General features: G+C 64.9%; 19 protein-coding genes. 7 read left to right on the top strand and 12 right to left on the bottom strand.

Going from position 1 to position 19,103, the window contains the following annotated elements; genetic code table 11:
* Nucleotides 1–20: 20 nt before the first annotated feature.
* The 5 genes from L2Y96_RS02600 to L2Y96_RS02580 form a co-directional block, all read right to left on the bottom strand.
* The gene (locus L2Y96_RS02600) at nt 21–455 is read right to left on the bottom strand and encodes a PA2169 family four-helix-bundle protein (protein WP_247331722.1); all 435 of its coding nucleotides are present in this window, start codon (nt 453–455) and stop codon (nt 21–23) included.
* Nucleotides 456–521: 66 nt separating this feature from the next.
* Nucleotides 522–1,283, bottom strand: coding sequence for a DUF2884 family protein (locus tag L2Y96_RS02595; RefSeq protein ID WP_247331720.1), 762 nt, complete (start codon nt 1,281–1,283; stop codon nt 522–524).
* Complete coding sequence (locus tag L2Y96_RS02590) at nt 1,283–1,819, bottom strand: hypothetical protein (protein WP_247331719.1); 537 nt, start codon at nt 1,817–1,819, stop codon at nt 1,283–1,285. The genes L2Y96_RS02595 and L2Y96_RS02590 overlap by 1 nt, the downstream gene beginning before the upstream one ends.
* A 2-nt stretch (nt 1,820–1,821) precedes the next feature.
* Nucleotides 1,822–2,346: a peroxiredoxin gene (locus L2Y96_RS02585; RefSeq protein ID WP_247331717.1), complete on the bottom strand. Its 525-nt coding sequence runs from the start codon at nt 2,344–2,346 to the stop codon at nt 1,822–1,824.
* A gap of 139 nt (nt 2,347–2,485) precedes the next feature.
* Nucleotides 2,486–2,938, bottom strand: coding sequence for a hypothetical protein (locus tag L2Y96_RS02580; RefSeq protein ID WP_247331716.1), 453 nt, complete (start codon nt 2,936–2,938; stop codon nt 2,486–2,488).
* Nucleotides 2,939–3,135: 197 nt separating this feature from the next.
* On the opposite strand from L2Y96_RS02580, the gene L2Y96_RS02575 reads away from it, so the two are divergent.
* Complete coding sequence (locus tag L2Y96_RS02575) at nt 3,136–3,549, top strand: universal stress protein (protein ID WP_247331714.1); 414 nt, start codon at nt 3,136–3,138, stop codon at nt 3,547–3,549.
* A gap of 116 nt (nt 3,550–3,665) precedes the next feature.
* Nucleotides 3,666–4,487 carry a ferritin-like domain-containing protein gene (locus tag L2Y96_RS02570; RefSeq protein ID WP_247331712.1) on the top strand — a complete coding sequence of 274 codons (822 nt, stop codon included), beginning with the start codon at nt 3,666–3,668 and terminating at the stop codon, nt 4,485–4,487.
* 174 nt (nt 4,488–4,661) lie between these two features.
* Here the strand turns inward: L2Y96_RS02570 and L2Y96_RS02565 are convergent, their stop codons facing one another.
* On the bottom strand, nt 4,662–5,375 hold the full coding sequence (locus tag L2Y96_RS02565; RefSeq protein WP_247331710.1) for a hypothetical protein: 714 nt from the start codon (nt 5,373–5,375) through the stop codon (nt 4,662–4,664).
* 110 nt (nt 5,376–5,485) lie between these two features.
* Between L2Y96_RS02565 and L2Y96_RS02560 the strand changes: the two genes are divergently transcribed.
* On the top strand, nt 5,486–6,742 hold the full coding sequence (locus L2Y96_RS02560) for an MFS transporter (protein WP_247331708.1): 1,257 nt from the start codon (nt 5,486–5,488) through the stop codon (nt 6,740–6,742).
* 58 nt (nt 6,743–6,800) lie between these two features.
* Entirely contained in the window at nt 6,801–8,099 is a 1,299-nt protein-coding gene (locus tag L2Y96_RS02555; protein ID WP_247331707.1) for a thioredoxin family protein, read from the top strand.
* A gap of 9 nt (nt 8,100–8,108) precedes the next feature.
* Here L2Y96_RS02555 and L2Y96_RS02550 read toward each other — a convergent pair whose 3' ends face one another.
* Entirely contained in the window at nt 8,109–8,417 is a 309-nt protein-coding gene (locus tag L2Y96_RS02550) for a DUF3247 family protein (protein WP_247331705.1), read from the bottom strand.
* A 109-nt stretch (nt 8,418–8,526) separates the two neighbouring features.
* Here L2Y96_RS02550 and L2Y96_RS02545 point away from each other — a divergent pair, with 109 nt between their 5' ends.
* Nucleotides 8,527–9,204, top strand: a complete 678-nt coding sequence (locus L2Y96_RS02545) for a glutathione S-transferase (protein WP_247331704.1) — start codon at nt 8,527–8,529, stop codon at nt 9,202–9,204.
* Nucleotides 9,205–9,306: 102 nt separating this feature from the next.
* Entirely contained in the window at nt 9,307–9,630 is a 324-nt protein-coding gene (locus L2Y96_RS02540) for a hypothetical protein (RefSeq protein ID WP_247331702.1), read from the top strand.
* 69 nt (nt 9,631–9,699) lie between these two features.
* Here L2Y96_RS02540 and L2Y96_RS02535 read toward each other — a convergent pair whose 3' ends face one another.
* From L2Y96_RS02535 to L2Y96_RS02525, 3 genes are all read right to left on the bottom strand, one after another.
* On the bottom strand, nt 9,700–10,047 hold the full coding sequence (locus tag L2Y96_RS02535; RefSeq protein WP_247331700.1) for a DUF4377 domain-containing protein: 348 nt from the start codon (nt 10,045–10,047) through the stop codon (nt 9,700–9,702).
* A gap of 150 nt (nt 10,048–10,197) precedes the next feature.
* Nucleotides 10,198–12,891, bottom strand: coding sequence for a pyruvate dehydrogenase (acetyl-transferring), homodimeric type (gene aceE / locus L2Y96_RS02530; protein ID WP_247331699.1), 2,694 nt, complete (start codon nt 12,889–12,891; stop codon nt 10,198–10,200).
* A 297-nt stretch (nt 12,892–13,188) separates the two neighbouring features.
* Nucleotides 13,189–15,480 carry an NADP-dependent malic enzyme gene (locus L2Y96_RS02525; RefSeq protein ID WP_283248860.1) on the bottom strand — a complete coding sequence of 764 codons (2,292 nt, stop codon included), beginning with the start codon at nt 15,478–15,480 and terminating at the stop codon, nt 13,189–13,191.
* A gap of 215 nt (nt 15,481–15,695) precedes the next feature.
* Here L2Y96_RS02525 and L2Y96_RS02520 point away from each other — a divergent pair, with 215 nt between their 5' ends.
* Nucleotides 15,696–16,961 (top strand): reprolysin-like metallopeptidase, encoded by a 1,266-nt coding sequence (locus L2Y96_RS02520; protein ID WP_247331697.1) that lies wholly within the window; start codon nt 15,696–15,698, stop codon nt 16,959–16,961.
* Nucleotides 16,962–16,966: 5 nt separating this feature from the next.
* On the opposite strand, the gene L2Y96_RS02515 is transcribed toward L2Y96_RS02520, so the two are convergent.
* Nucleotides 16,967–18,208, bottom strand: a complete 1,242-nt coding sequence (locus tag L2Y96_RS02515) for a peptidase MATCAP family protein (RefSeq protein ID WP_247331695.1) — start codon at nt 18,206–18,208, stop codon at nt 16,967–16,969.
* Nucleotides 18,209–18,284: 76 nt separating this feature from the next.
* The gene (locus L2Y96_RS02510) at nt 18,285–19,031 is read right to left on the bottom strand and encodes an FAD-binding oxidoreductase (protein WP_247331693.1); all 747 of its coding nucleotides are present in this window, start codon (nt 19,029–19,031) and stop codon (nt 18,285–18,287) included.
* Between the last annotated feature and the right edge of the window lie 72 nt (nt 19,032–19,103).

Raw genomic sequence — 19,103 nt, 5'->3', positions numbered from 1 at the left:
CGCGTTTCCGGCGCCGTTGGCTACCGGCCGGTGACGCCGCCAAGGTTGGTCATGTCCAGGTGGAGCAGGCGCAGGCGGGCGATATGGCGACCGATGATCGCGCGATCACTGGACGAGGCCTCCAGGCGCAGGAACACCTCCAGCAGGCGTCGCTCCATGTGCTCCAGGGTACGGATATAGGTGACATCCGGGTCGCTCGAAAGCTTGACCGAAGCCTCCATCATGGTCCGCCGTACCCCGCTGAGGGGGCCACCGGCACGGGCCGGACGACCACCCGTCGCTTCGACGGAAGCCTGGAGCTCGGCGGCAATGGAAGCGAGGGAGTCGGCGGACTCGTTAAGAATCGCCTTAAGACCGGGCTCCCGGACACCCCGGGCAGCCTGTTGATAGAGGTCGCGATCCGCAATGACTCGGCGGATGAGGCCATTCACCACACGGTTCGAGCTGCGTTCCATGGGTGAAACGTTAGCGCTGCCGTACTTAGCGGCCCCTAAACGGCGGCATACGCGGTTATCCGCCGGTCATCCACCGGTTTCGAGCAGGAGTAGGGGGCGGCCGGACGCATCGCGCAGCCCGGACTGGAGCTCACCCAACTGCCTTACCTGCGGGCACAACGCCTGCACCCGCGGCTTGAGCGCGGCCGTCACCTTGGCGGCCACCCGCGCCTGGGCGCCGGTCGACACCGACGCTACGCGGTCACGCAGATCAGCGGCCCCCTGGAGATCGCCATTCATGGCCAGCTGCATCGCCTCGCTGCCCACGTCCTGGGTCAGCAGGGGCATGATGTCCGAGACGATTTCCTGCGCGTACTCGCGCATGGCGTCTTCCTGCCAGTCGCGGGTGCTCTGGCTGGAGGCAATCCGCCGCTTGATGTCGGCCACGCGGGTATTCAGTACCTGGTCGAGCTCACCACTGGCGGCCGCGCCCGGTGCGGCCGTGGCAGCCTCCTGACGCACCGCGCGGGCGGCGATATCCACGCCATCGCTGGCGATGGCCTTCACCTTCGGCAGCAGCACCCGCACGTTGCTCTCGAACAGCGCCACGCGGTCCTGCTCGTCGGGGCGGAGGGTCACCGCACGGCCATCGGTGCTGAGGCTGCCGTCATGCATGCGCACGTTCCGGGGAGCCACATCGGCGCGGTCGAACGACAGGCTGTCCGGCCGCACCGTGAGGTCATACGAGCTTGCAAGGTTGCACGTGGTGCCCAGGTCCTGGGCAGCCGCGCCGCCCGCAAAGCAGGCGGCGACGGCAAGAACCAGCAGGCGAGCCGCGGCCGGCGCCATCACAGGGCCGGCGCCGCGAACTGCTGGCGGACGCGGAGCGTCCCCAGCACCCACGAGAGCCACGCCAGTACAGGCACCGAGACCACCTTCAACACCATGCCGATAAACAGGATGTTGCGGTGTTTCATGCCTGCAGCGAGCAGATCGGCCGGAAGCCCGGCCTGGCCGAGCACCACGCCGAGCTGCTGCCACTGGCCAAAGGCGATCCAGGCCGTCCACGCCGCCCATACCGCCAGGACCAGCGCAATCACGCGCATGGCCCGCCGGGCCTTCTCGCGCCAGCGCAAGGTGGCCAGGGCGATCGCCATGGTGGCGAACGCGGCCAGCGCATACCCCACCGACCAGGCCAGGGCGATGCGCGGGTTCATGTCGGCCGCATCCGCACTGGACATGGCGGCAGCCGCCTGCCCGATCACCACGGAGGCGTAGCCGTTGATGACGAAGCCGACGGCGGCCAGCAACATCACCATCCACACCACGATGCGGAAGAACGCGAACGGACGGGCCCGGTTAGGCGCCTTTTTGGCTTCGAACACGCTTAGCCGCCCTTACCCTTGAGCTCGGCGAGGTCGGCCAGGACCTGGCCGGAGTTCTTTTCCGGATCCACGTCCTTGTAGACCTTGGCGATCTTGCCGTCCGGGCTGATCAGGAAGGTTTCGCGGCGGGCGTACTTCATGCCCATCTTGTCGGTGAGCACGCCGTACTTCGTGGCGACCGAGCTATCGGCATCGGAGAGCAGCGGGAACGGCACGTGGTACTTCTCGGCGAACTCGGCGTGCGACTTCACGTCGTCCAGGCTCACGCCGAGCACTTCGGCGCCGGCACGGTGCAGCTTCACCGTGTCATCGCGATAGGTGCAGACCTCGGTGGTGCAGCCGGCCGTGAAATCCTTCGGGTAGAAATACAGCACCAGCCACTGGCCCTTATGGGTATCGAGGGTGTGCCATTCGCCCTTCTGGTCCTGCAGCTTGAAATCAGGGGCCTTGTCGCCGGCGACGGGCGAAGCCGCCCAGCTGGCAAGGGAAACGAGACAGAGGGCAGTGAAGCTAAGCAGACGGCGCATGGGGACAACCTCCCGAAAGTGATGCTGTGAGTGTACTCGCCACGGGGCGAAGGTTGCCCGCGTGCAAGAAAAAGGGCGCCCCGTGGCGGGGCGCCCTTTTTTCAGACCGGACGAGGCCGGTTCTTCTTTCAACCCACGCTTACTTCAGCTTCTCGATCTCGAAGTTGCTGAGGTCCACGCCGAGGTTGAAGCCACGGCCGGTGCCGCTGACGGCCAGCGAGACTTCGCCCTTGGTCATGGCGGCGCTTTCAGCGCTCTTGACCACGCCGGCATTGGCGCCGCCGCTGGCATACGAGCCGTAGATCTCGCTGATGCCCTTGACGTTGGTGAATTCGCCCTTGCCGCCTTCGATGCTGAACTTGCCGGCGGTGAGGCCGCCGCCACGGACGTGGATGATCACCTCGGCGCTCTGGCCGTTATCGCAGCGCACGTGGCCGCGACCATCGGCCTTCTTGTAGATGGCCGCCCAGCCCGTGGTGCTGAAGGTCATGTGGCACTTGGTCGCAGCTTCAGCCGCCTGGGCCGGCTGGGCCGCGAAAGCACCCACTGCCGCCAGAGCCAGGACAGCCATACCCGTAATGCGCTTGATCATGAAGATTTCTCCTAACTGTGTTGGTGGCAGGGAACTGCGGTGGGGGGATTCTCCACTCACGAATGTGAAGAAACACGGAGTCGCGTTCCGGGTGTTCAGGAATGAAACGGTTTGGTGGACTGGCCGTGAATCCACTCGCCGCAGACAAGGCAGCGGCCTACCATCGTCCCCAGTCTCACGAAACAGGGAGCACCCGCATGCCCAGGCACATCCTCGTCGGCTATGACGGCTCGGAAACCGCCCGCCGCGCTTACCTTTTCGCCCTGGAACTCGGCGCCTGCGCCGGGGCCCGGGTCTCCGTGGTCTCGGTCTACCAGCTGGAAAACGGGGCCGACACGGCCGCCCTGGCCATGGCCGATAACGGCCGCGACCGGCTGGCCGCGATCCGTGCCGAGCTGGAAGGCTTGAAGGCCAATCCCGGCGTCACGCTGGATGTCCAGCTCGTCCATGGCAGCCCCGGCGACGCCCTGCTGACCTACGTCGCCCAGAACGGCGCCGACCACATCGTCATCGGGCATACCGAGCGGGGCGCCCTCGCCCGGTGGCTGGTGGGATCCACCTCGACCGACGTCCTCGCCAAAGCCCGGGTCCCCGTCACGGTCGTCCGGTAAGTCCCCCGAAAGCCCCGGCTGGTCCAATTCCATAGCCACGTTCGCGTGGCTTTGTCACAATTCGGTCAGACGCCCCCAAGAGGGCGACCCGGTACAGCGATCGAGGACCACCAGCAGTGAGCTACGTTGCCACCTTGCCATGGACGCTAGAGTCATTGGACTTCTCGCGGATCGACGTCGCGAAGGTTCGGGAAAACGAAGATCTTTTCTTCCTGTTATGCAGTTCGTCGTTCGTCGAAAGCGGCTCCGACCTGTACACGCACAACCTCGTCGACCATTTCGCCGGCGATGATGAACTCCAGGGCTGGCTGCGCGACCACTGGGAGCATGAAGAACTCCAGCACGGCCGCGCGCTGGCCGCCTACGTGCGCCATGTCTGGCCCGAGTTCGATTGGGATACGGGCTTCAAGAACTTCTTCGCCCACTACGGCTCCGTCTGCACGGCCGAAGAGCTCGAGCCCAACCGCGGCCTCGAGCTGGCCGCGCGTTGCGTGGTGGAGACCGGTACTGCCAGCCTGTACCGCGCGCTCAACGATGTGACCGACGAGCCCGTGCTGTGCGACCTCACCAATCGCATCAAGAGCGATGAGGTGCGGCACTACAAGCACTTCTACCAGGCGTTCCGCATTTACCGCGAGCGCGACCGCATCAGCCGGTTCAGCACGCTGCGCACGCTGGTCAAGCGCCTTAGCGAAATCAAGAACGAAGACAGCGACATCGCCCTGCGCCACGTGTTCAACACGCGCTACCCGGAGAAGGCGCACGACGATGCCGAATTCCGCCGCGTGACCACGAAGGCGGAAGGCATGCTCAAGCGGCATATCCCGGCAGAGATGACGGTGAAGATGTTGCTGCGGCCGCTGGATTTGCCGGCGCGGGTGAATAGCTTCCTCGAAAAGCCGCTCACGCGTATTACCGAGAAGCTGTTCCTGCATTAAGCCCCGCGCACGTAGGAGCCCACCCTGTGGGCGACATCCCTGCGGTAGGAGCCCACCCTGTGGGCGACATCTTTCGCGGAAGAGCTGCAGACCCTGTGGCGGCTGTACGAAAGGCGTCGCCCACAGGGTGGGCTCCTACCGAAAGGCGTCGCCCACAGGGTGGGCTCCTACGGGTTACTTCTTTTTCTTGGGCAGATCTTGCCACTTCGCCGGATCGAAACCACCGGTCTCGAACGTCAGCGTCGTTTCGCCACGCGACACGGTCACCACATCGATCGTGAGCCGCTTCGTCTTCGCGAGGTCCTTCAGGAACTGCGCGTCGTTGCGGAACAGCAGCGCCGGCTCGCCGGTAGGCGGCCGGAAGGCCTTAATGACCTTCGCCTTGCCATCGAAGCTCGCCTTCAGCGAGCAATCGCCCTTGCAGACAAACCCCTTGCCTGCCACGGCGTAGAGAAACACGCTCTGCCCCCAATCGGTATGCCGGCGCAGGATCAGGCGCACCTGCTCTTCGCCCGTGGGGTGCGAGGACTGGATGGTTGCCGTACTTTGCGTGCCGCCCTGCATGGGCGAGACCTGGTAAAGCCACAACGCGGCGAGACGGTTGGTCTCCGTCGTCTCCTTGAACGCCTTCTCCATCGGGTCGAGGGTTTTCTTCACCTCGGTAGCCGCCGGGGAATCCGGATACTTGTCGATGATCTCGTGGCCGATCTGCACCGCGGGGCCGTCGTTATGCAGCTTTAGGAGCTGCTGGTAGATCTCCAGCTTTTTCGCCGCTTCGGCGTTGCTGTCGGTCGCGGCAGCCTGCGGCTGCGCGGCTTGCGAATCGGGCTGCTGCGAGCACGCGCTGGCCAGCGCGGTAAGGGCGATGAGGGCGGCGATGCGGCGCATGATATTGCGATTCCCGGCGACAAAGGCCGTAGCTTGGCGCGCGAATGCCGCCACTGGCAAGGCGGCCCACGAAACGGGCGTAAAATCGGCAGACGCCCCAAGGATGCCCCATGTCGTCGACTTCATCCGAAACCTCCCTCTTCCGCTACCCCGCCTTCATCCAGTTCTGGTTCGCCAAGAACGCCTCCAGCTTCGGCTTCCAGATGATGTCGGTGGCTGTCGGCTGGCAGATCTACAGCATCACGGGCCGCGCGCTCGACCTGGGCCTGATTGGCCTCGTCCAGTTCATTCCTTCGGTACTGCTGGCGCTGCCCGCCGGGCACGTGGCCGACCAGTTCGACCGCCGGCGCATCGTCCGGCTCTGCCAGATGGTGGAGTGGCTGGGCATCGCGTTGCTGGCGGCTTTCAGCTTTAGCGGACACATCAACGAGGCCGGCATCCTTGGGTTGGTCTTCGTGGTCGGCGTGGCCAAGGCGTTCGAATTCCCGGCCATGCAGTCCATGTTGCCTGCGCTGGTACCGCTTTCCATCCTGCCCCGGGCCACCGCCTCCAGCGCCGCTGCGGGCCAGGCGGCCATGATCGCCGGCCCCGCCCTGGGCGGCCTGCTCTATGTCGCTGGCCCCGCCGTCGTTTACGGCGTCTCGGCCCTGCTCTACCTGGGCGCCCTGGTCTTCATGTCGCGGCTGCGCTACGACCACGCCCCACCGCGTCGCGAGCCCGCCACGCTCAAGACCTTGTTCGCCGGGGTCCACTTCATCCGCAGCCGGCCTGCCGTGCTGGGCGTGATCTCGCTTGACCTGTTCGCCGTGCTGCTGGGCGGCGCGACGGCGCTCCTGCCGATCTTCGCCAAGGACATCCTGCACACGGGCCCCTGGGGCCTCGGCCTGCTCCGTGCCGCACCGGCGGTGGGCGCCCTGCTCATGTCCATCTGGCTCTCCTCGCACAGCCTGAAGCGCCGGGTCGGCCCGATCATGTTTGCCTCGGTCGCGGGCTTCGGCCTTGCCACCCTGGTCTTTGCCGTCTCCACGTCGATCTGGCTCTCCATGGGTGCGCTTTTCGCCCTGGGCGCCTTCGACATGGTCAGCATGGTGATCCGCGGCGCCCTGGTGCAGCTGGATACGCCGGATGACATGCGCGGCCGGGTCAGCGCGGTGAATGCCATCTTCATCAACACCTCGAACCAGCTGGGTGAGTTCGAGTCCGGCATCCTCGCCGCGGCCCTTGGCGCCGTGAATGCCACCCTGATCGGCGGCCTCGGCACGCTGGTCGTCGTAGGCCTGTGGATGTGGTGGTTCCCGTCCCTGCGCCACCGCCAGGGGCTGGCCAACGATCCTGAGCCGGTCGAGGGCGCCAGCAGCACGATCTGACGCAGCGCAAAAAACGTGGTATGAATTGGACGTCTATACCGCCAAGGGGATGTCTGTCATGAAGCACGTGCTTGCCGCCGCCCTCCTAGCCGCCGTCGCGCCCGCCTGGGCTGCGCACGAAGGCCCCGCGAGCCTGGACGCCGCGCTTGCCCAGGGCAAGCGTGAGCACAAGCCGGTTCTGGTCGATTTCCAGGCGGTGTGGTGTTACTCGTGCTATTTCATGGCCAGCCACGTGCTCAACGGCAAGGAATGGGATGACCTTTCGAAGAAGGTCATCTTCTACGAAGCCGATGCGGACAAGCCGGCCGACAAGGCCTGGATGCAGAAGTGGACCGTGCACTTCCTGCCCACGTACGTCGCCATCGGGCCCGATGGCGAGGAGCTCGGTCGCATCCTCGCCGAGCGTCCGCGTGAAACGTTTTATCCCGAGATCAATGGCATTCTTTCGGGCGACGCCAAGCTGTCCAAGCTGAAGGCCGATGCGAACAAGGGCTCGATGGCCGCCGTGGCCGAGGTGCTGGAGACTTACAACCTGCGCTATGCCGGCACCGAGGGCATGGCGTGGTTCGATACCTTGCCGCCGATGGTTCGCAATGTCTCCGATAAGGACAAGCGCGTCGCCGTTGCCAAGCAGCGCCTGTTGCTGCTGCAGGCGAAGGACAAGAAAGATGACGCGGGCATTCGCGATGCCGCGACAAAGCTGCTTGCCAGCGATATCGACTGCGACCGTCCGTACGTACTCGACGATCTGCTTGGCGCGACCGAGTCGCAGCCGGCCGACGCACGGAAGACGCTGCTAGGCCCGCAGAAAGCGGCCTACGATACGTTCCTGTCCACGCAGGTGTTCACGGCGACGCCGCATTGCGCGGATCAGCGCAGCTCAGTGCTCGCCGGTGCCGATCTCGAAGCCGCCCTAGGCAATACGGCTGCTGAGCAGGCTGTGCTTAAGCAAGGCGTCGATTCCAGCCGCACGAAGCTGCATGGCGATCTGAAGAGCGATCGCAATGCGGCCGATAACCTGCGTGTGTACCTCGTGCGGGCCAAGGCTGGCGACGAGCTGGATACGCTGGAGAAGCAGCTGATCGCCGCGTATCCGGACGATTACGTCTACAACTACCGCTATGGCCGCCGGCTCGTCGAGAGTGGAAAGGCGGCGGATGGCCTGCCGTACCTCGAGGCCGCTGCGAAGAAGGCCTATGGCGCGAATCGCTTCTCCGTTGCGACATATCGGGTGAAGGCGCTGCGTGCGCTCAACCGCGATGCGGATGCGAAGAAGCTGGTGGCGCAGACCGTCGCGGCGGATGGGAAGGCGTTTCCGGAGCAGTCGAAGAAGCTTGAGGAGTCGTTGAAGTCGTAGGCGTCATCGTCAGGTCTGGGATGTACCGTAAACCACGCTGTCCAGGTGCTCCACGCGCGCGATGGTGTCGAGGGAAACGGTAGCCGACCACTCGGGCCTATCGTTGTCAATCAGCTTTACCACCCCGTTCACACCTTCGGTGCCCGTCGCATCGACAAAGTTCTGAACCGTCGGCACGACGGTGACGATGCCTGTCACCGTCGTACCGTCACGCAGGTGCAGCCGCACCTTTGCATTGTCGGGCAGGTCTTTCACAAGGGCCTGCAGGCGTGCAATGGATCCCTGGTCGGTGTGGATCGTATCGGCTTCGCGGCCCATGGCGGTCTCCCGTGGCTGTCAGACCCCCGACACTACGCTCGCTGCGTCGATGGCATGTGGACGTTATGCACTGGTACGCTGCATGCCCTTATACGTGCCGGGCGTTGCCATGATCGTTGTTCACCACCTCAACAACTCCCGCTCCCAGCGCGTGCTGTGGCTCCTGGAGGAGCTGGGCGTGCCCTACGAGCTGAAGCGCTACGAGCGGGATCCAAAGACCATGCTGGCGCCCAAGGCGCTGCGAGAGGTGCATCCCCTGGGCAAATCGCCTGTTCTGGTCGATGGCGACCTGGTACTCGCCGAATCCGGTGCGATCGTTGAGTATCTGGTGGCACATTACGGCAATGGCCGCCTGAAGCCTGCCGCTGGCACGCCTGAGAGCCTGCGCTTCACTTATTTCCTGCACTACGCGGAAGGCTCGGCCATGCCGCCGCTGCTGCTCAAGCTCGTGTTCCAGCGCATGGAATCCGCCCCCGTGCCGTTCTTCGCCAAGCCCGTCGCGCGAATGCTGGCGCGCGGAGCCCAGAAGGCCTTCGTGGACCCGCAGCTAAAGACCCACCTGGATTACCTCGAGGGGGAAATCGGCAAGACCGGCTGGTTTGCGGGTAGCGAGTTCAGCGCCGCCGATATCCAGATGAGCTTTCCGGTCGAAGCCGCCTCGGCCCGTGGCGGCCTCGACAGCTCACGCCCCCACCTGTGGCGCTGGCTGGAGGCGATCCATGCGCGCCCGGCTTACCAGGCTGCCCTCGCCCGTGGCGGCGAATACGCGTTCGCCACGAAGGCCTGACGCTGAATCCTCGCTCAATCGGGCGAGGCGTGTTTACACGGCAATCACGGACGCCCCCGCAAAGTCATTACCCATCGTAATGCCTGCAGAGGAAGCCATCCGATGAGCAGAAACCGCGAGTTTGCGCGCCAGGTCGAAAGCGCCGTCAACGGCGTGTCGGGTCGCGTCCGTCATTATGGCGATGAGGCGATCGATACGGGCCGGGATCTTCTCGACCGCACGCGCCGGGTGACCAACAAGATTTCGAGCCGCCGGAATAACCAGAAGCTGCGTTACATGGCTGAGGATTTCGCCGACGAAGCCACCTACCAGTACCGCCGCCTGCGCAAGCAGGTGCGTCGCAACCCGGCCATTACCATTGGTATCGCCGCAGCCGCCATTGGCACGTTCCTGCTTATCCGTCACGCGCTGCGCGACGACGATTGAACCTGTCGCTAGGGGCAGGGAAAGGCCGGGAGCAATCCCGGCCTTTTTTTATGCGCTGCGTACCGAGCCTCAGGGCACCGGCGGCTTATCCACCGGGTGCTGCTCGACGATCTTGTCGACGCGCCAGCGCACACGCGAGGCATCGGCCGGCGGGTTCTTCACTTCCACCTCGGTGACCTTCACCAGGTATTCGTTACCAGGCTTCCACTCGAAGTTATCCACCGGCGCGTAGTTCAGCTGCCACGGCTGGTTGGGCTGCTCGCGGTACTGCAGGCACTCGGTCTTCATCGCGCCAGCACTGCATGGCGCCTTTTCTGCGGAAATGTAGAGCGTGCGCTCGCGCGAGCCGTGGTGGTCGCCAGTGGTGGCGCACCCGGCGAGGGCAAGGGCGGCGGCGGAAAGGAGTGCGATGCGCATGACGCGTAGTCCAGAACGAGCGAGTGTTAGGAATACCAGCTTCACGCGGGCCCTGCCATCCACGCGGCGTGACGATTCGAGGGCAAAACAATGGCAATGCCCAAAAAAAAGGGCGCCCGGAGGCGCCCTTTTTCTTCATGCCTTGTTACATCAGGCGTACAGCGGGTTCTGCTTTTCCGTGTCCAGCTTGTATTCCTTGATGGCGCGGCTGACGTCCTTCGCGTTGACCTTGCCATCCTTCGCGAGGGCGGCCAGGGCGGCGTGGGCGATCCAGTAGCGGTCCACTTCGAAATGCGAACGCAGGTTGGCGCGGGTATCGCTACGGCCGTAACCGTCGGTACCGAGCACCGTGTAGCGCATGCCGTCCGGCATGAACGCACGGACCTGGTCGGCGTATTCACGCACGTAGTCGGTCGCGGCGATGGCCGGGCCCTGGCGGTCGGCAAGCAGGCCCGTGATGTACGGGACGCGCTGCGTCGCTTCCGGGTGCAGGCGGTTCCAACGCTCGGCATCAAAGCCTTCGCGGCGGACTTCCGAGAAGCTCGGCACCGACCAGATATCGGCGCTCACGCCGAAATCCTTCTCGAGCAGTTCGGCGGCGGCGATCACTTCGCGCAGGATCGTGCCCGAACCGAACAGCTGCACGCGCGGCTCGTTCTTCTTCGCCTTGCCCGCATCCTTGAACAGGTACATGCCCTTGATGATGCCTTCCTCGCTGCCCTTCGGCATGTCGGGGTGGGCATAGTTCTCGTTCATCACGGTGATGTAGTAGTAGACGTCTTCCTGCTCCTGCATCATCCGGCGCGTGCCATCCTGCAGGATGACGGCCAGCTCGTAGGAGAAGGTCGGGTCGTACGAGATCACGTTCGGGATCGCGCCCGAGAGCAGGTGCGAATGGCCGTCTTCGTGCTGCAGGCCTTCACCGTTCAGCGTGGTGCGGCCCGAGGTGCCACCGATGAGGAAGCCACGCGCGCGCATGTCACCAGCGGCCCAGCAAAGGTCGCCGATGCGCTGGAAGCCGAACATCGAGTAGTAGATGAAGAACGGCAGCATCGCCACGTTGCTGATGCTGTAGCTGGTGGCAGCCGCCAGCCAGGCGCTCATGCCGCCGGCTTCGCTGATGCCTTCCTGCAGGACCTGGCCCTTCTGGTCTTCGCGGTAGTACAGCAGCTGGTCAGCATCCTGCGGACGGTACTTCTGGCCGAACGGCGCATAGATACCGATCTGGCGGAACATGCCTTCCATACCGAAGGTGCGGGCTTCGTCGGCGACGATCGGCACCAGGCGCGGGCCAAGCTCCTTGTCACGCAGCATGAGGTTCATGCCACGGACGAGGGCCATGGTCGTGGAGATCTCGCGATCGCCCGTGCCCTTGGTGATCTGCTCGAACGCTTCAAGCGACGGCGCGGTGAACTGCTTGTCGGCCTTGCGGCGGCGCTGCGGCAGCGAGCCGCCCAGCGCACGGCGGCGCTCCAGCATGTACTGCACTTCCTCCGAGTCCTTGCCCGGGTGGTAGTACGGCACTTCTTCGAGCTTGTCGTCGGACACCGGGATATTGAAGCGATCGCGGAATGCGCGGATCGCATCGGTATCCATCTTCTTCTGGTTGTGCGCCGGGTTCTGCGACTCACCCGCGGCGCCCATGCCGTAGCCCTTCACCGTCTTGGCGAGGATGACGGTCGGCATGCCCTTGGTGTTCACTGCCGCGTGGTAAGCCGCGTACACCTTGTGCGGGTCGTGGCCACCGCGGTTCAGGCGCCAGATGTCGTCGTCGGACATGTTGGCGACCAGCGCGGCCGTTTCCGGGTACTTGCCGAAGAACTTTTCACGCGTGTAGGCGCCACCGAAGGCCTTGCAGGCCTGGTACTCGCCGTCCACGGTTTCCATCATGAGCTGGCGCAGCTTGCCCGAGGTATCGCGGGCGAGGAGCGGATCCCAGTAGCTGCCCCAGACCACCTTGATGGCGTTCCAGCCGGCACCACGGAACACACCTTCCAGTTCCTGGATGATCTTGCCGTTGCCGCGCACCGGGCCGTCGAGGCGCTGCAGGTTGCAGTTGATGACGAAGATCAGGTTATCGAGGCCTTCGCGACCGGCCAGCGCGATCGCGCCGAGCGATTCCGGCTCGTCCGACTCGCCATCGCCCATGAAGCACCAGATCTTGCGATCGGACTTCGGAATGAGGCCGCGGTGCTCGAGGTACTTCCAGAACTGCGCCTGGTAGATCGCCTGGATGGGGCCAAGGCCCATCGAGACGGTCGGCACCTGCCAGTAATCCGGCATGAGGTACGGGTGCGGGTACGAGGAAAGGCCCTTGCCCTTGCCTTCCACTTCCATGCGGAAGAGGTCCATCTGGTCTTCACCCAGACGGCCTTCGAGGAAGGAGCGCGCGTACACGCCCGGAGCCGAGTGGCCCTGGTGGAAAATCAGGTCGCCCGGGTGGTCTTCGCTCGGGGCGCGCCAGAAGTGGTTGAAGCCCACGTCATACAGCGTGGCCGACGAGGCGAAGCTTGAGATGTGGCCGCCGAGGTCGCCCGGCTTGCGGTTGGCGCGCACGACGGTGGCCAGCGCGTTCCAGCGGACCAGCGAGCGGATGCGCCATTCGATGGCGGCATCGCCCGGGCTGCGCGCTTCCATGTGCGGCGGGATGGTGTTGACGTATTCCGTGGTCGGGTCGAACGGCAGGTAGCCGCCGGCACGACGCGTGGAATCGACCATGCGTTCCAGGAGGTAGTGGGCGCGTTCCGTGCCATCGTGGTTGATGACCGCATTGAGCGATTCGACCCATTCCCGGGTTTCGGTGGGGTCGAGGTCCTGGTTAAGCACGTCGTCGATCTGGTCCATGGAAACTCCGGCTGCGCCCGTGGCGCGCACATGGGGACTGAAAGAGCCGCTGGGGTGCGGGAAAACCTGCTGATGATATCGCATCGATCCGGCATACGCGGCCGTACGGCCCACCTGAATCGATCAAAATTCACATAACTGCTTTGCTGGCAGGCGGTTGGGCCGTTCTGTAGGAGCCCACCTTGTGGGCGACGCCGTTCGCGATAACGCCACAGGGCCTGTGGCGGTGGGGCGAAAGATGTCGCCCACAGGGTGGGCTCCTACGGGGGCGTTGTCGCTTGCCTTTTCAATAACTTACTACGACCTGCGATTGACGCCCGCGCGGATCTGGGCTTCGACGCAGGCGACCGAGGTCATGTTCACCACCCGGCGGACCGTGGCCTGCGGGGTGAGGATGTGGGCCGGCTTGGCCACGCCCATGAGGATCGGGCCGATGACCACGCCGTCGCAGAGCACCCGGACCATGTTGTAGGCCGTGTTGGCCGCATCCAGGTTCGGGAACACGAAGACGTTGGCCTTACCTTCCAGGCGCGAGTTCGGGAAGATCCGCTCGCGCAGTTCGGGGGTGAGGGCCACGTCGGCCTGCATCTCGCCTTCCACTTCCAGCTTGGGCACGCGCTCGCGGATGAGCTTGAGCGCCTCGCGCATCTTCCGGGAGTTGCGCGTCTCGCGGCTACCGAAATTGGAGTTCGAGAGCAGCGCGATCTTCGGCTGGATGCCGAACAGCTTCAGGCGGATCGAGGCCTGCAGGGTCGCTTCGGCGATCTGTTCGGCGGTCGGGTCTTCCTGCACGTAGGTATCGAGGAAGAAGAAGGTGCCCTTCTCGGTCGCCACCGCCGCCATGGCCGAGGCCTCGCAGACGCTGTCGTCCAGGCCGATGATGTCGCGGATGTAGTCGAGCTTGCTCTGGTAGGTGCCCACCAGGCCGCAGATCATGGCATCGGCTTCGCCGCGCTCGACCATCAGCGCCGCGATCACCGTGGGACGCGAACGCACCACCGCCTTGGCCGACGCCGGCGTGACGCCGCGGCGTTCCATGATCGAGTGATAGAGCTTCCAATAGTCTTCGAAGCGCGGATCCGAGTGGATGTTGCACATCTCGAAATCCACGCCCGGCTTCAGGCGCAGGCCGGCACGGGCGATACGCTTTTCGATGACATCCGGGCGACCGACCAGGATCGGCCGGGCCAGGCCTTCATCGACCACCGTCTGCACGGCGCGCAGCACGGTTTCTTCTTCGCCTTCGGCGTAGACCACGCGCTTCGGATCGGCCTTGGCGCGATCGAACACGGGCTTCATCAGCAGGCCGGTGCGGAACACGAAGCTGGTGAGCTTCTCGATGTACGCCGGGAAATCCTCGATCGGACGCTCGGCCACGCCGGAATCCATGGCGGCCTGGGCGATCGCCGGCGGCAGCTGGATCAGCAGGCGCGGATCGAACGGCTGCGGGATGAGGTACTCGGGGCCGAAGCTCGGCGGCTTGCCACCATAGGCGCGCGCGCTGACGTCCGAGGATTCACGGCGCGCGAGTTCGGCGATGGCCTTTACGCAGGCCACCTTCATGTCCTCGTTGATGACCGAGGCGCCCACATCGAGCGCACCGCGGAACAGGTACGGGAAGCACAGCGCGTTGTTGACCTGGTTCGGGTAATCCGAACGGCCGGTGGCCATGATGCAATCCGGGCGCACGGCCTTGGCGTCTTCCGGCAGGATCTCCGGGTTCGGATTGGCCAGCGCGAAGATGATGGGACGGTCGGCCATGGTGGCGACCATCTCCGGCTTCAGGATGCCGCCAGCGGAAAGGCCCAGGAAGATATCGGCGCCTTCGACGATCTCGGCCAGCGTGCGCTTGTCGGTATCGCGCGCGTAACGCTGCTTGTCCGGATCGAGGTCGGTGCGGCCGGTGTGAAGCACGCCATCGCGATCGAACGCGAGGATGTTCTCCTTCTTCATGCCCAGGGTCACGAGCATGTCGACGCAGGAGATACCCGCCGCGCCCATGCCGGTGGTTGCCAGCTTCACGTCTTCGATCTTCTTGCCGGTGACCAGCAGCGCGTTGAGCACCGCGGCGCCGACGATGATGGCCGTGCCATGCTGGTCATCATGGAACACCGGGATTTTCATGCGTTCGCGGAGCTTGCGCTCGACGACGAAGCATTCCGGCGCCTTGATGTCTTCGAGGTTGATGCCACCGAAGGTGGGCTCGAGGCTGGCGATGATATCGACCAGCTTGTCCGGGTCGGTCTCGTTGATCTCGATGTCGAACACGTCGATACCGGCGAACTTTTGGAACAGCACGCCCTTGCCTTCCATCACCGGTTTGCTGGCGAGCGCGCCGATGTTGCCCAGGCCGAGGACCGCCGTGCCGTTGGTGATCACGGCAACGAGGTTGGAGCGCGCGGTGAGTTCGGCGGCTTCCTTCGGATCGGCCACGATGGCATCGCAAGCAGCAGCCACGCCAGGGGAATACGCCAGGGACAGGTCGCGCTGGGTAAGCAGCGAGGTGGTCGGCGTCACCTTGATCTTGCCCGGGCGGGGAAGGCGGTGGTACTCGAGGGCAGCTTCCCTCAGTTCCTCTGAAATGGCCATGGGATCCTGTGCGACAGATAGGTAACAGGGGGCGCGGCCGGGCCGCGCGGCATACCCGATGGTACCACCGCGCCAGCACCGCCCATGGCCCGCGGTGTGTTGCTTTGCGACAAGCAGTGATAGCTAACACCTACGCATCACGGCGGTGCATACCTGCATTGCGCTTCCGTGCGCCTGCGTACGCTGACCTCTTGCCCAAACGACACGAGGTCACCATGCCGCACCCGTTACGCGCCTTGCTCTTTCTCCTGCCCTGGCCCGCCGCCACGGCTCTCGCCGAAGTGCCTGGGCCACGCATGGCGGCGCACGGCAACGTGCGCTACGAGTTCCGCATTGCCCTGGCGGCGGGTAGCGAGTTCACAGCGGCCCATGGGGGCACTCGCGACGGTGCGCTTACCGCGATGAGGCACATGCTTGAACGCGCCAACGCGGTACTCGAAAACGATCTGGGCGTTCACCTCACCCTGGCTGCCGGTAGCGAGAAACTCATCATCACCGACCCCGACGGCGATCCCCTCAGGTACGGCGAGCCGCGTACGGCGGCCGCGATGCTCATCAAGGGCCGCTTGCCGGCCTCCTCCTACGACCTGGGCCACGCCCTGATGGGCCTCGACGGCGGCGAGACCGACACTGGCACCGTGTGCAGCGACGCACTCGATGCCGACTATCTGGCGACGCACAAGGCGGCCGCCTGGAGCGGCGGTGCCGATGCCGATGGCGCGCTTGCCAACTTCCTGCTCGTGCTCGGCAACCAGCTCGGCGCGCCCTTTCGGGACAACCGTTGCTCGGATTGCCTGTCGTTCGATGGCAAGAGCATCGAACGCGTGCGCGCCTGGCTGGCTTCGCGGGGTGGTCGATGCGCAAAGAAGCGCCTGGTGACCGGCATGGCACCGTGGATCGACCCGGATTCGCTGGCCGAGCCTCAGCTCATCCCTGCACGCACGCCGTTCTGGCTGGACGCGCGGGTCGAACCCGGTACGGATGGGCGGCGGCTCTCTTTCGCGTGGGATGACATCAGCTTCGAGCCACTGGTCCGCGCCGAAGCGCCCCGCTCCACCGCACGCCGCGAGGTCGTCAACGCGCTACCACAGAGCGGCCGCGACCTCGATTTCCGCCTTACCGTCCGCGATAACGCGGGTAAGCAAGCCACACGGGCGAGCGCTGATACGCGCTTGCGGGTGATCGATACCGGGCGTGCCTTCGCCATCGAGCCGATCGGCACCGCCACGGCGGGTGCGCCGCTTGGCATTCGCTGGGACCCCGCCAACACCACGCAGGCCCCGCTGTCGTGCCATTTCCTCCAGGCCACGCTCTCGCTTGATGAAGGCGCCACGTGGCAAACCCTGGCTGACGATGTGCCCAACAGCGGTGCGGCCGTGGTCACTCTGCCCGATGCGTTGGCAGACGCCGCGCGCCTGCGCCTGGCCTGCGACTGGCGTCCCTTTTTCGCGGAAACGCCGGCGCCTTTCCCGATCCGCTGAGCGCCTTACAGGCCGAGGGAAATTTCCTCGGCCTCGACGCCCGCCATGTGGATATGATTCACGAACAACGAGAACGCCAGCTTGCCCGCCAGGCCATGCACATGCTGCATCCAGGGCGGCAGATACCGCGGAGCGGCGATGTCGCCATTCTCGAAATGCGCCTCAAGCGACATCACATCGTGCAGGGCCAACTTGCCGGCGAACAGGTTGCGCAGCAGATCCAGGCGGCGCTGGCGCAGCGCCCAGCGGAAGAACGTATGCACCGCCAGCAAGCCGGTGAGGTACACGTTGTCCTTGGCGAACGCGGAACCGCCGGTCAACGGCACGCCACGGAAGACGCGCTGTGCCGAATGGAAGCTATCGGGCACGCTTTGCCCGCATACGCGGAAATAGCGGAAGACTTCGACGAAATCCGCGCCGTTCATTGCCATGTCGATGGCCAGGATGCGCAGGCTGATGCGCTTCAGGCGCGAGATATCGATGGCGCCCGACATCAGCTCGGCGAACACTGCCAGGCCTTCCTGAGTGGCAGTCACGCGCGGCGAGGTACGTGCCAGCGATGCCAGTACCGGCTGTTCGCGGCCGTTCAAGGCCGTCAGCGAGTGAACGAAGGCTTCGTGCGCCAGCAACTGGTGGCGGTCGTATTCGGTAAAGCGCGCGCCACCACGCAGGCGGATGCGGGTCGCGCCGGCCGCAGCCTTGGCCGTGAGCTCGGGATCCACTTCCACCGCGATGGTGCCGGGCTCGAAGAAGGCATCCAGCTTCGCCGTCATGTCGCGGCGCAGTTCCTCGGCACTGATGTGGCCGGCAGCGTCCTCGGTTTCGAGGTCGGCACCGAGCTCATCGGCCAGGTTCACAAAATAAGCGGCGGCGTCGAGGTTGCTCCGGCTGCTGCCCGGGATCGCGTCGCCGGGGCGGCCATAAAGCAATACCGAGGCCTCGGTGACGCCGTCGGTGCCGGCGGCCTCCAGCATCCGCGACGCAACCCGCCATGATTCCGCCGTGCGGCGAAGGTACTCAGCGATCGGATGATCTTCACCCGCTTCCGTCTCGATCGCTTCCAGTTCGGCGCGTGTTTCCGACAGATCGGGGCGGTTATAGCGAATTTCCGGAACCGAGACCCGCCCGGCACCGAACTCCTCGATCAGCCGTTCTTCGACCGAGGCCGGCCAGGACACGGTGGGCAGGATCCGGATGTTGCGGACGGCGACCAGCAACCGGTGGTCGAGGTCCGCGAAACGGCGCATCTCCGGGGAAAGCGCGTCAATATCAGCCTTGGCATGCATGGGTGGGAGTATAGGACCCCCTACCCGGCCATGCGTATCAGCGGGATGAGATGTATTTCTCGCGCCGGATATGCTGCACGGCCAGCCCGTGCTCTTTCAGTGCGGCGAACGAGGCATCCACCATGTTCGGGTTGCCGCACAGGTAAGCGATATCCTGGTCCGCGGTGGGCTGCAGTTCGGCCAGCATGTCCTGCACGTAGCCCAGGCGGTCGTGCGGGCGCGGGTTCGGCCGGGCCCCACGGCTGAAGCACGGGTGGAAATCAAACCCCTCGTGCTTACGGGCAAAGGCGTCGAATTCCTCGCCGTAAAGCAGCTCACCCTCGTTGCGGGCGCCATAAAGCAGCACGAAGCGGCAACCGCGCGAGGCGATCAGGGCTTCGATCTGCGGCAGCATGGCCCGGTATGGGGTCACGCCGGTGCCGGTAGCAATCAGGATGTAGCGCTTGTTCTGGTCACCATCCATGAGGCAGAACCGGCCGTAGGGGCCGCTGGCGTCAATGGTGCCGCCCTCTTCCAGCCCGCTCAGCAGCTTGGTGGCCGCCCCGCCTTCCACGTAGGAAACGGCGATTTCGATCTGCTGGACGGGGCTCGACCCATCGCCGACCGTCCCCACGGAATAGCTGCGCTTGGTGGCCTTGCCGTCGTCGTACTGGAAATGCACCTGGAGGAACTGGCCGGGCACGAAGGCCAGCGGCTGGCCATCCACCCGCTCGAAGGACAGGTGGCGCACCGCGGGGGCGAGCATGAAGCTGTCGGCGAGGCGGAGCTGGAATTGTTCGGCCATGGAAAGTCTCTGTTGACGCCAGGGAACAAGGTCGCCCGGCAAAGCCCGGTATAATAGGCGGCTTGTCATCCC

Origin of the sequence: Luteibacter aegosomaticola, assembly GCF_023078475.1 — a bacterium.
GTDB classification, from domain to species: Bacteria; Pseudomonadota; Gammaproteobacteria; order Xanthomonadales; family Rhodanobacteraceae; genus Luteibacter; species Luteibacter aegosomaticola.
Note: the sequence above shows the minus strand (reverse complement) of the source record. Positions and strands in the feature narration are given on the sequence as shown.

What these genes read in the sequence shown, in the direction of transcription:
- L2Y96_RS02510 (WP_247331693.1), bottom strand. Translation starts at nt 19,031, where the DNA reads ATGGCCGAACAATTCCAGCTCCGCCTCGCCGACAGCTTCATGCTCGCC.
- L2Y96_RS02520 (WP_247331697.1), top strand. Translation starts at nt 15,696, where the DNA reads ATGCCGCACCCGTTACGCGCCTTGCTCTTTCTCCTGCCCTGGCCCGCC.
- L2Y96_RS02555 (WP_247331707.1), top strand. Translation starts at nt 6,801, where the DNA reads ATGAAGCACGTGCTTGCCGCCGCCCTCCTAGCCGCCGTCGCGCCCGCC.
- L2Y96_RS02540 (WP_247331702.1), top strand. Translation starts at nt 9,307, where the DNA reads ATGAGCAGAAACCGCGAGTTTGCGCGCCAGGTCGAAAGCGCCGTCAAC.
- L2Y96_RS02575 (WP_247331714.1), top strand. Translation starts at nt 3,136, where the DNA reads ATGCCCAGGCACATCCTCGTCGGCTATGACGGCTCGGAAACCGCCCGC.
- L2Y96_RS02545 (WP_247331704.1), top strand. Translation starts at nt 8,527, where the DNA reads ATGATCGTTGTTCACCACCTCAACAACTCCCGCTCCCAGCGCGTGCTG.
- L2Y96_RS02585 (WP_247331717.1), bottom strand. Translation starts at nt 2,346, where the DNA reads ATGCGCCGTCTGCTTAGCTTCACTGCCCTCTGTCTCGTTTCCCTTGCC.
- L2Y96_RS02550 (WP_247331705.1), bottom strand. Translation starts at nt 8,417, where the DNA reads ATGGGCCGCGAAGCCGATACGATCCACACCGACCAGGGATCCATTGCA.
- L2Y96_RS02525 (WP_283248860.1), bottom strand. Translation starts at nt 15,480, where the DNA reads ATGGCCATTTCAGAGGAACTGAGGGAAGCTGCCCTCGAGTACCACCGC.
- L2Y96_RS02565 (WP_247331710.1), bottom strand. Translation starts at nt 5,375, where the DNA reads ATGCGCCGCATCGCCGCCCTCATCGCCCTTACCGCGCTGGCCAGCGCG.
- aceE (WP_247331699.1), bottom strand. Translation starts at nt 12,891, where the DNA reads ATGGACCAGATCGACGACGTGCTTAACCAGGACCTCGACCCCACCGAA.
- L2Y96_RS02600 (WP_247331722.1), bottom strand. Translation starts at nt 455, where the DNA reads ATGGAACGCAGCTCGAACCGTGTGGTGAATGGCCTCATCCGCCGAGTC.
- L2Y96_RS02595 (WP_247331720.1), bottom strand. Translation starts at nt 1,283, where the DNA reads ATGGCGCCGGCCGCGGCTCGCCTGCTGGTTCTTGCCGTCGCCGCCTGC.
- L2Y96_RS02515 (WP_247331695.1), bottom strand. Translation starts at nt 18,208, where the DNA reads ATGCGCCGTTTCGCGGACCTCGACCACCGGTTGCTGGTCGCCGTCCGC.
- L2Y96_RS02580 (WP_247331716.1), bottom strand. Translation starts at nt 2,938, where the DNA reads ATGATCAAGCGCATTACGGGTATGGCTGTCCTGGCTCTGGCGGCAGTG.
- L2Y96_RS02535 (WP_247331700.1), bottom strand. Translation starts at nt 10,047, where the DNA reads ATGCGCATCGCACTCCTTTCCGCCGCCGCCCTTGCCCTCGCCGGGTGC.
- L2Y96_RS02560 (WP_247331708.1), top strand. Translation starts at nt 5,486, where the DNA reads ATGTCGTCGACTTCATCCGAAACCTCCCTCTTCCGCTACCCCGCCTTC.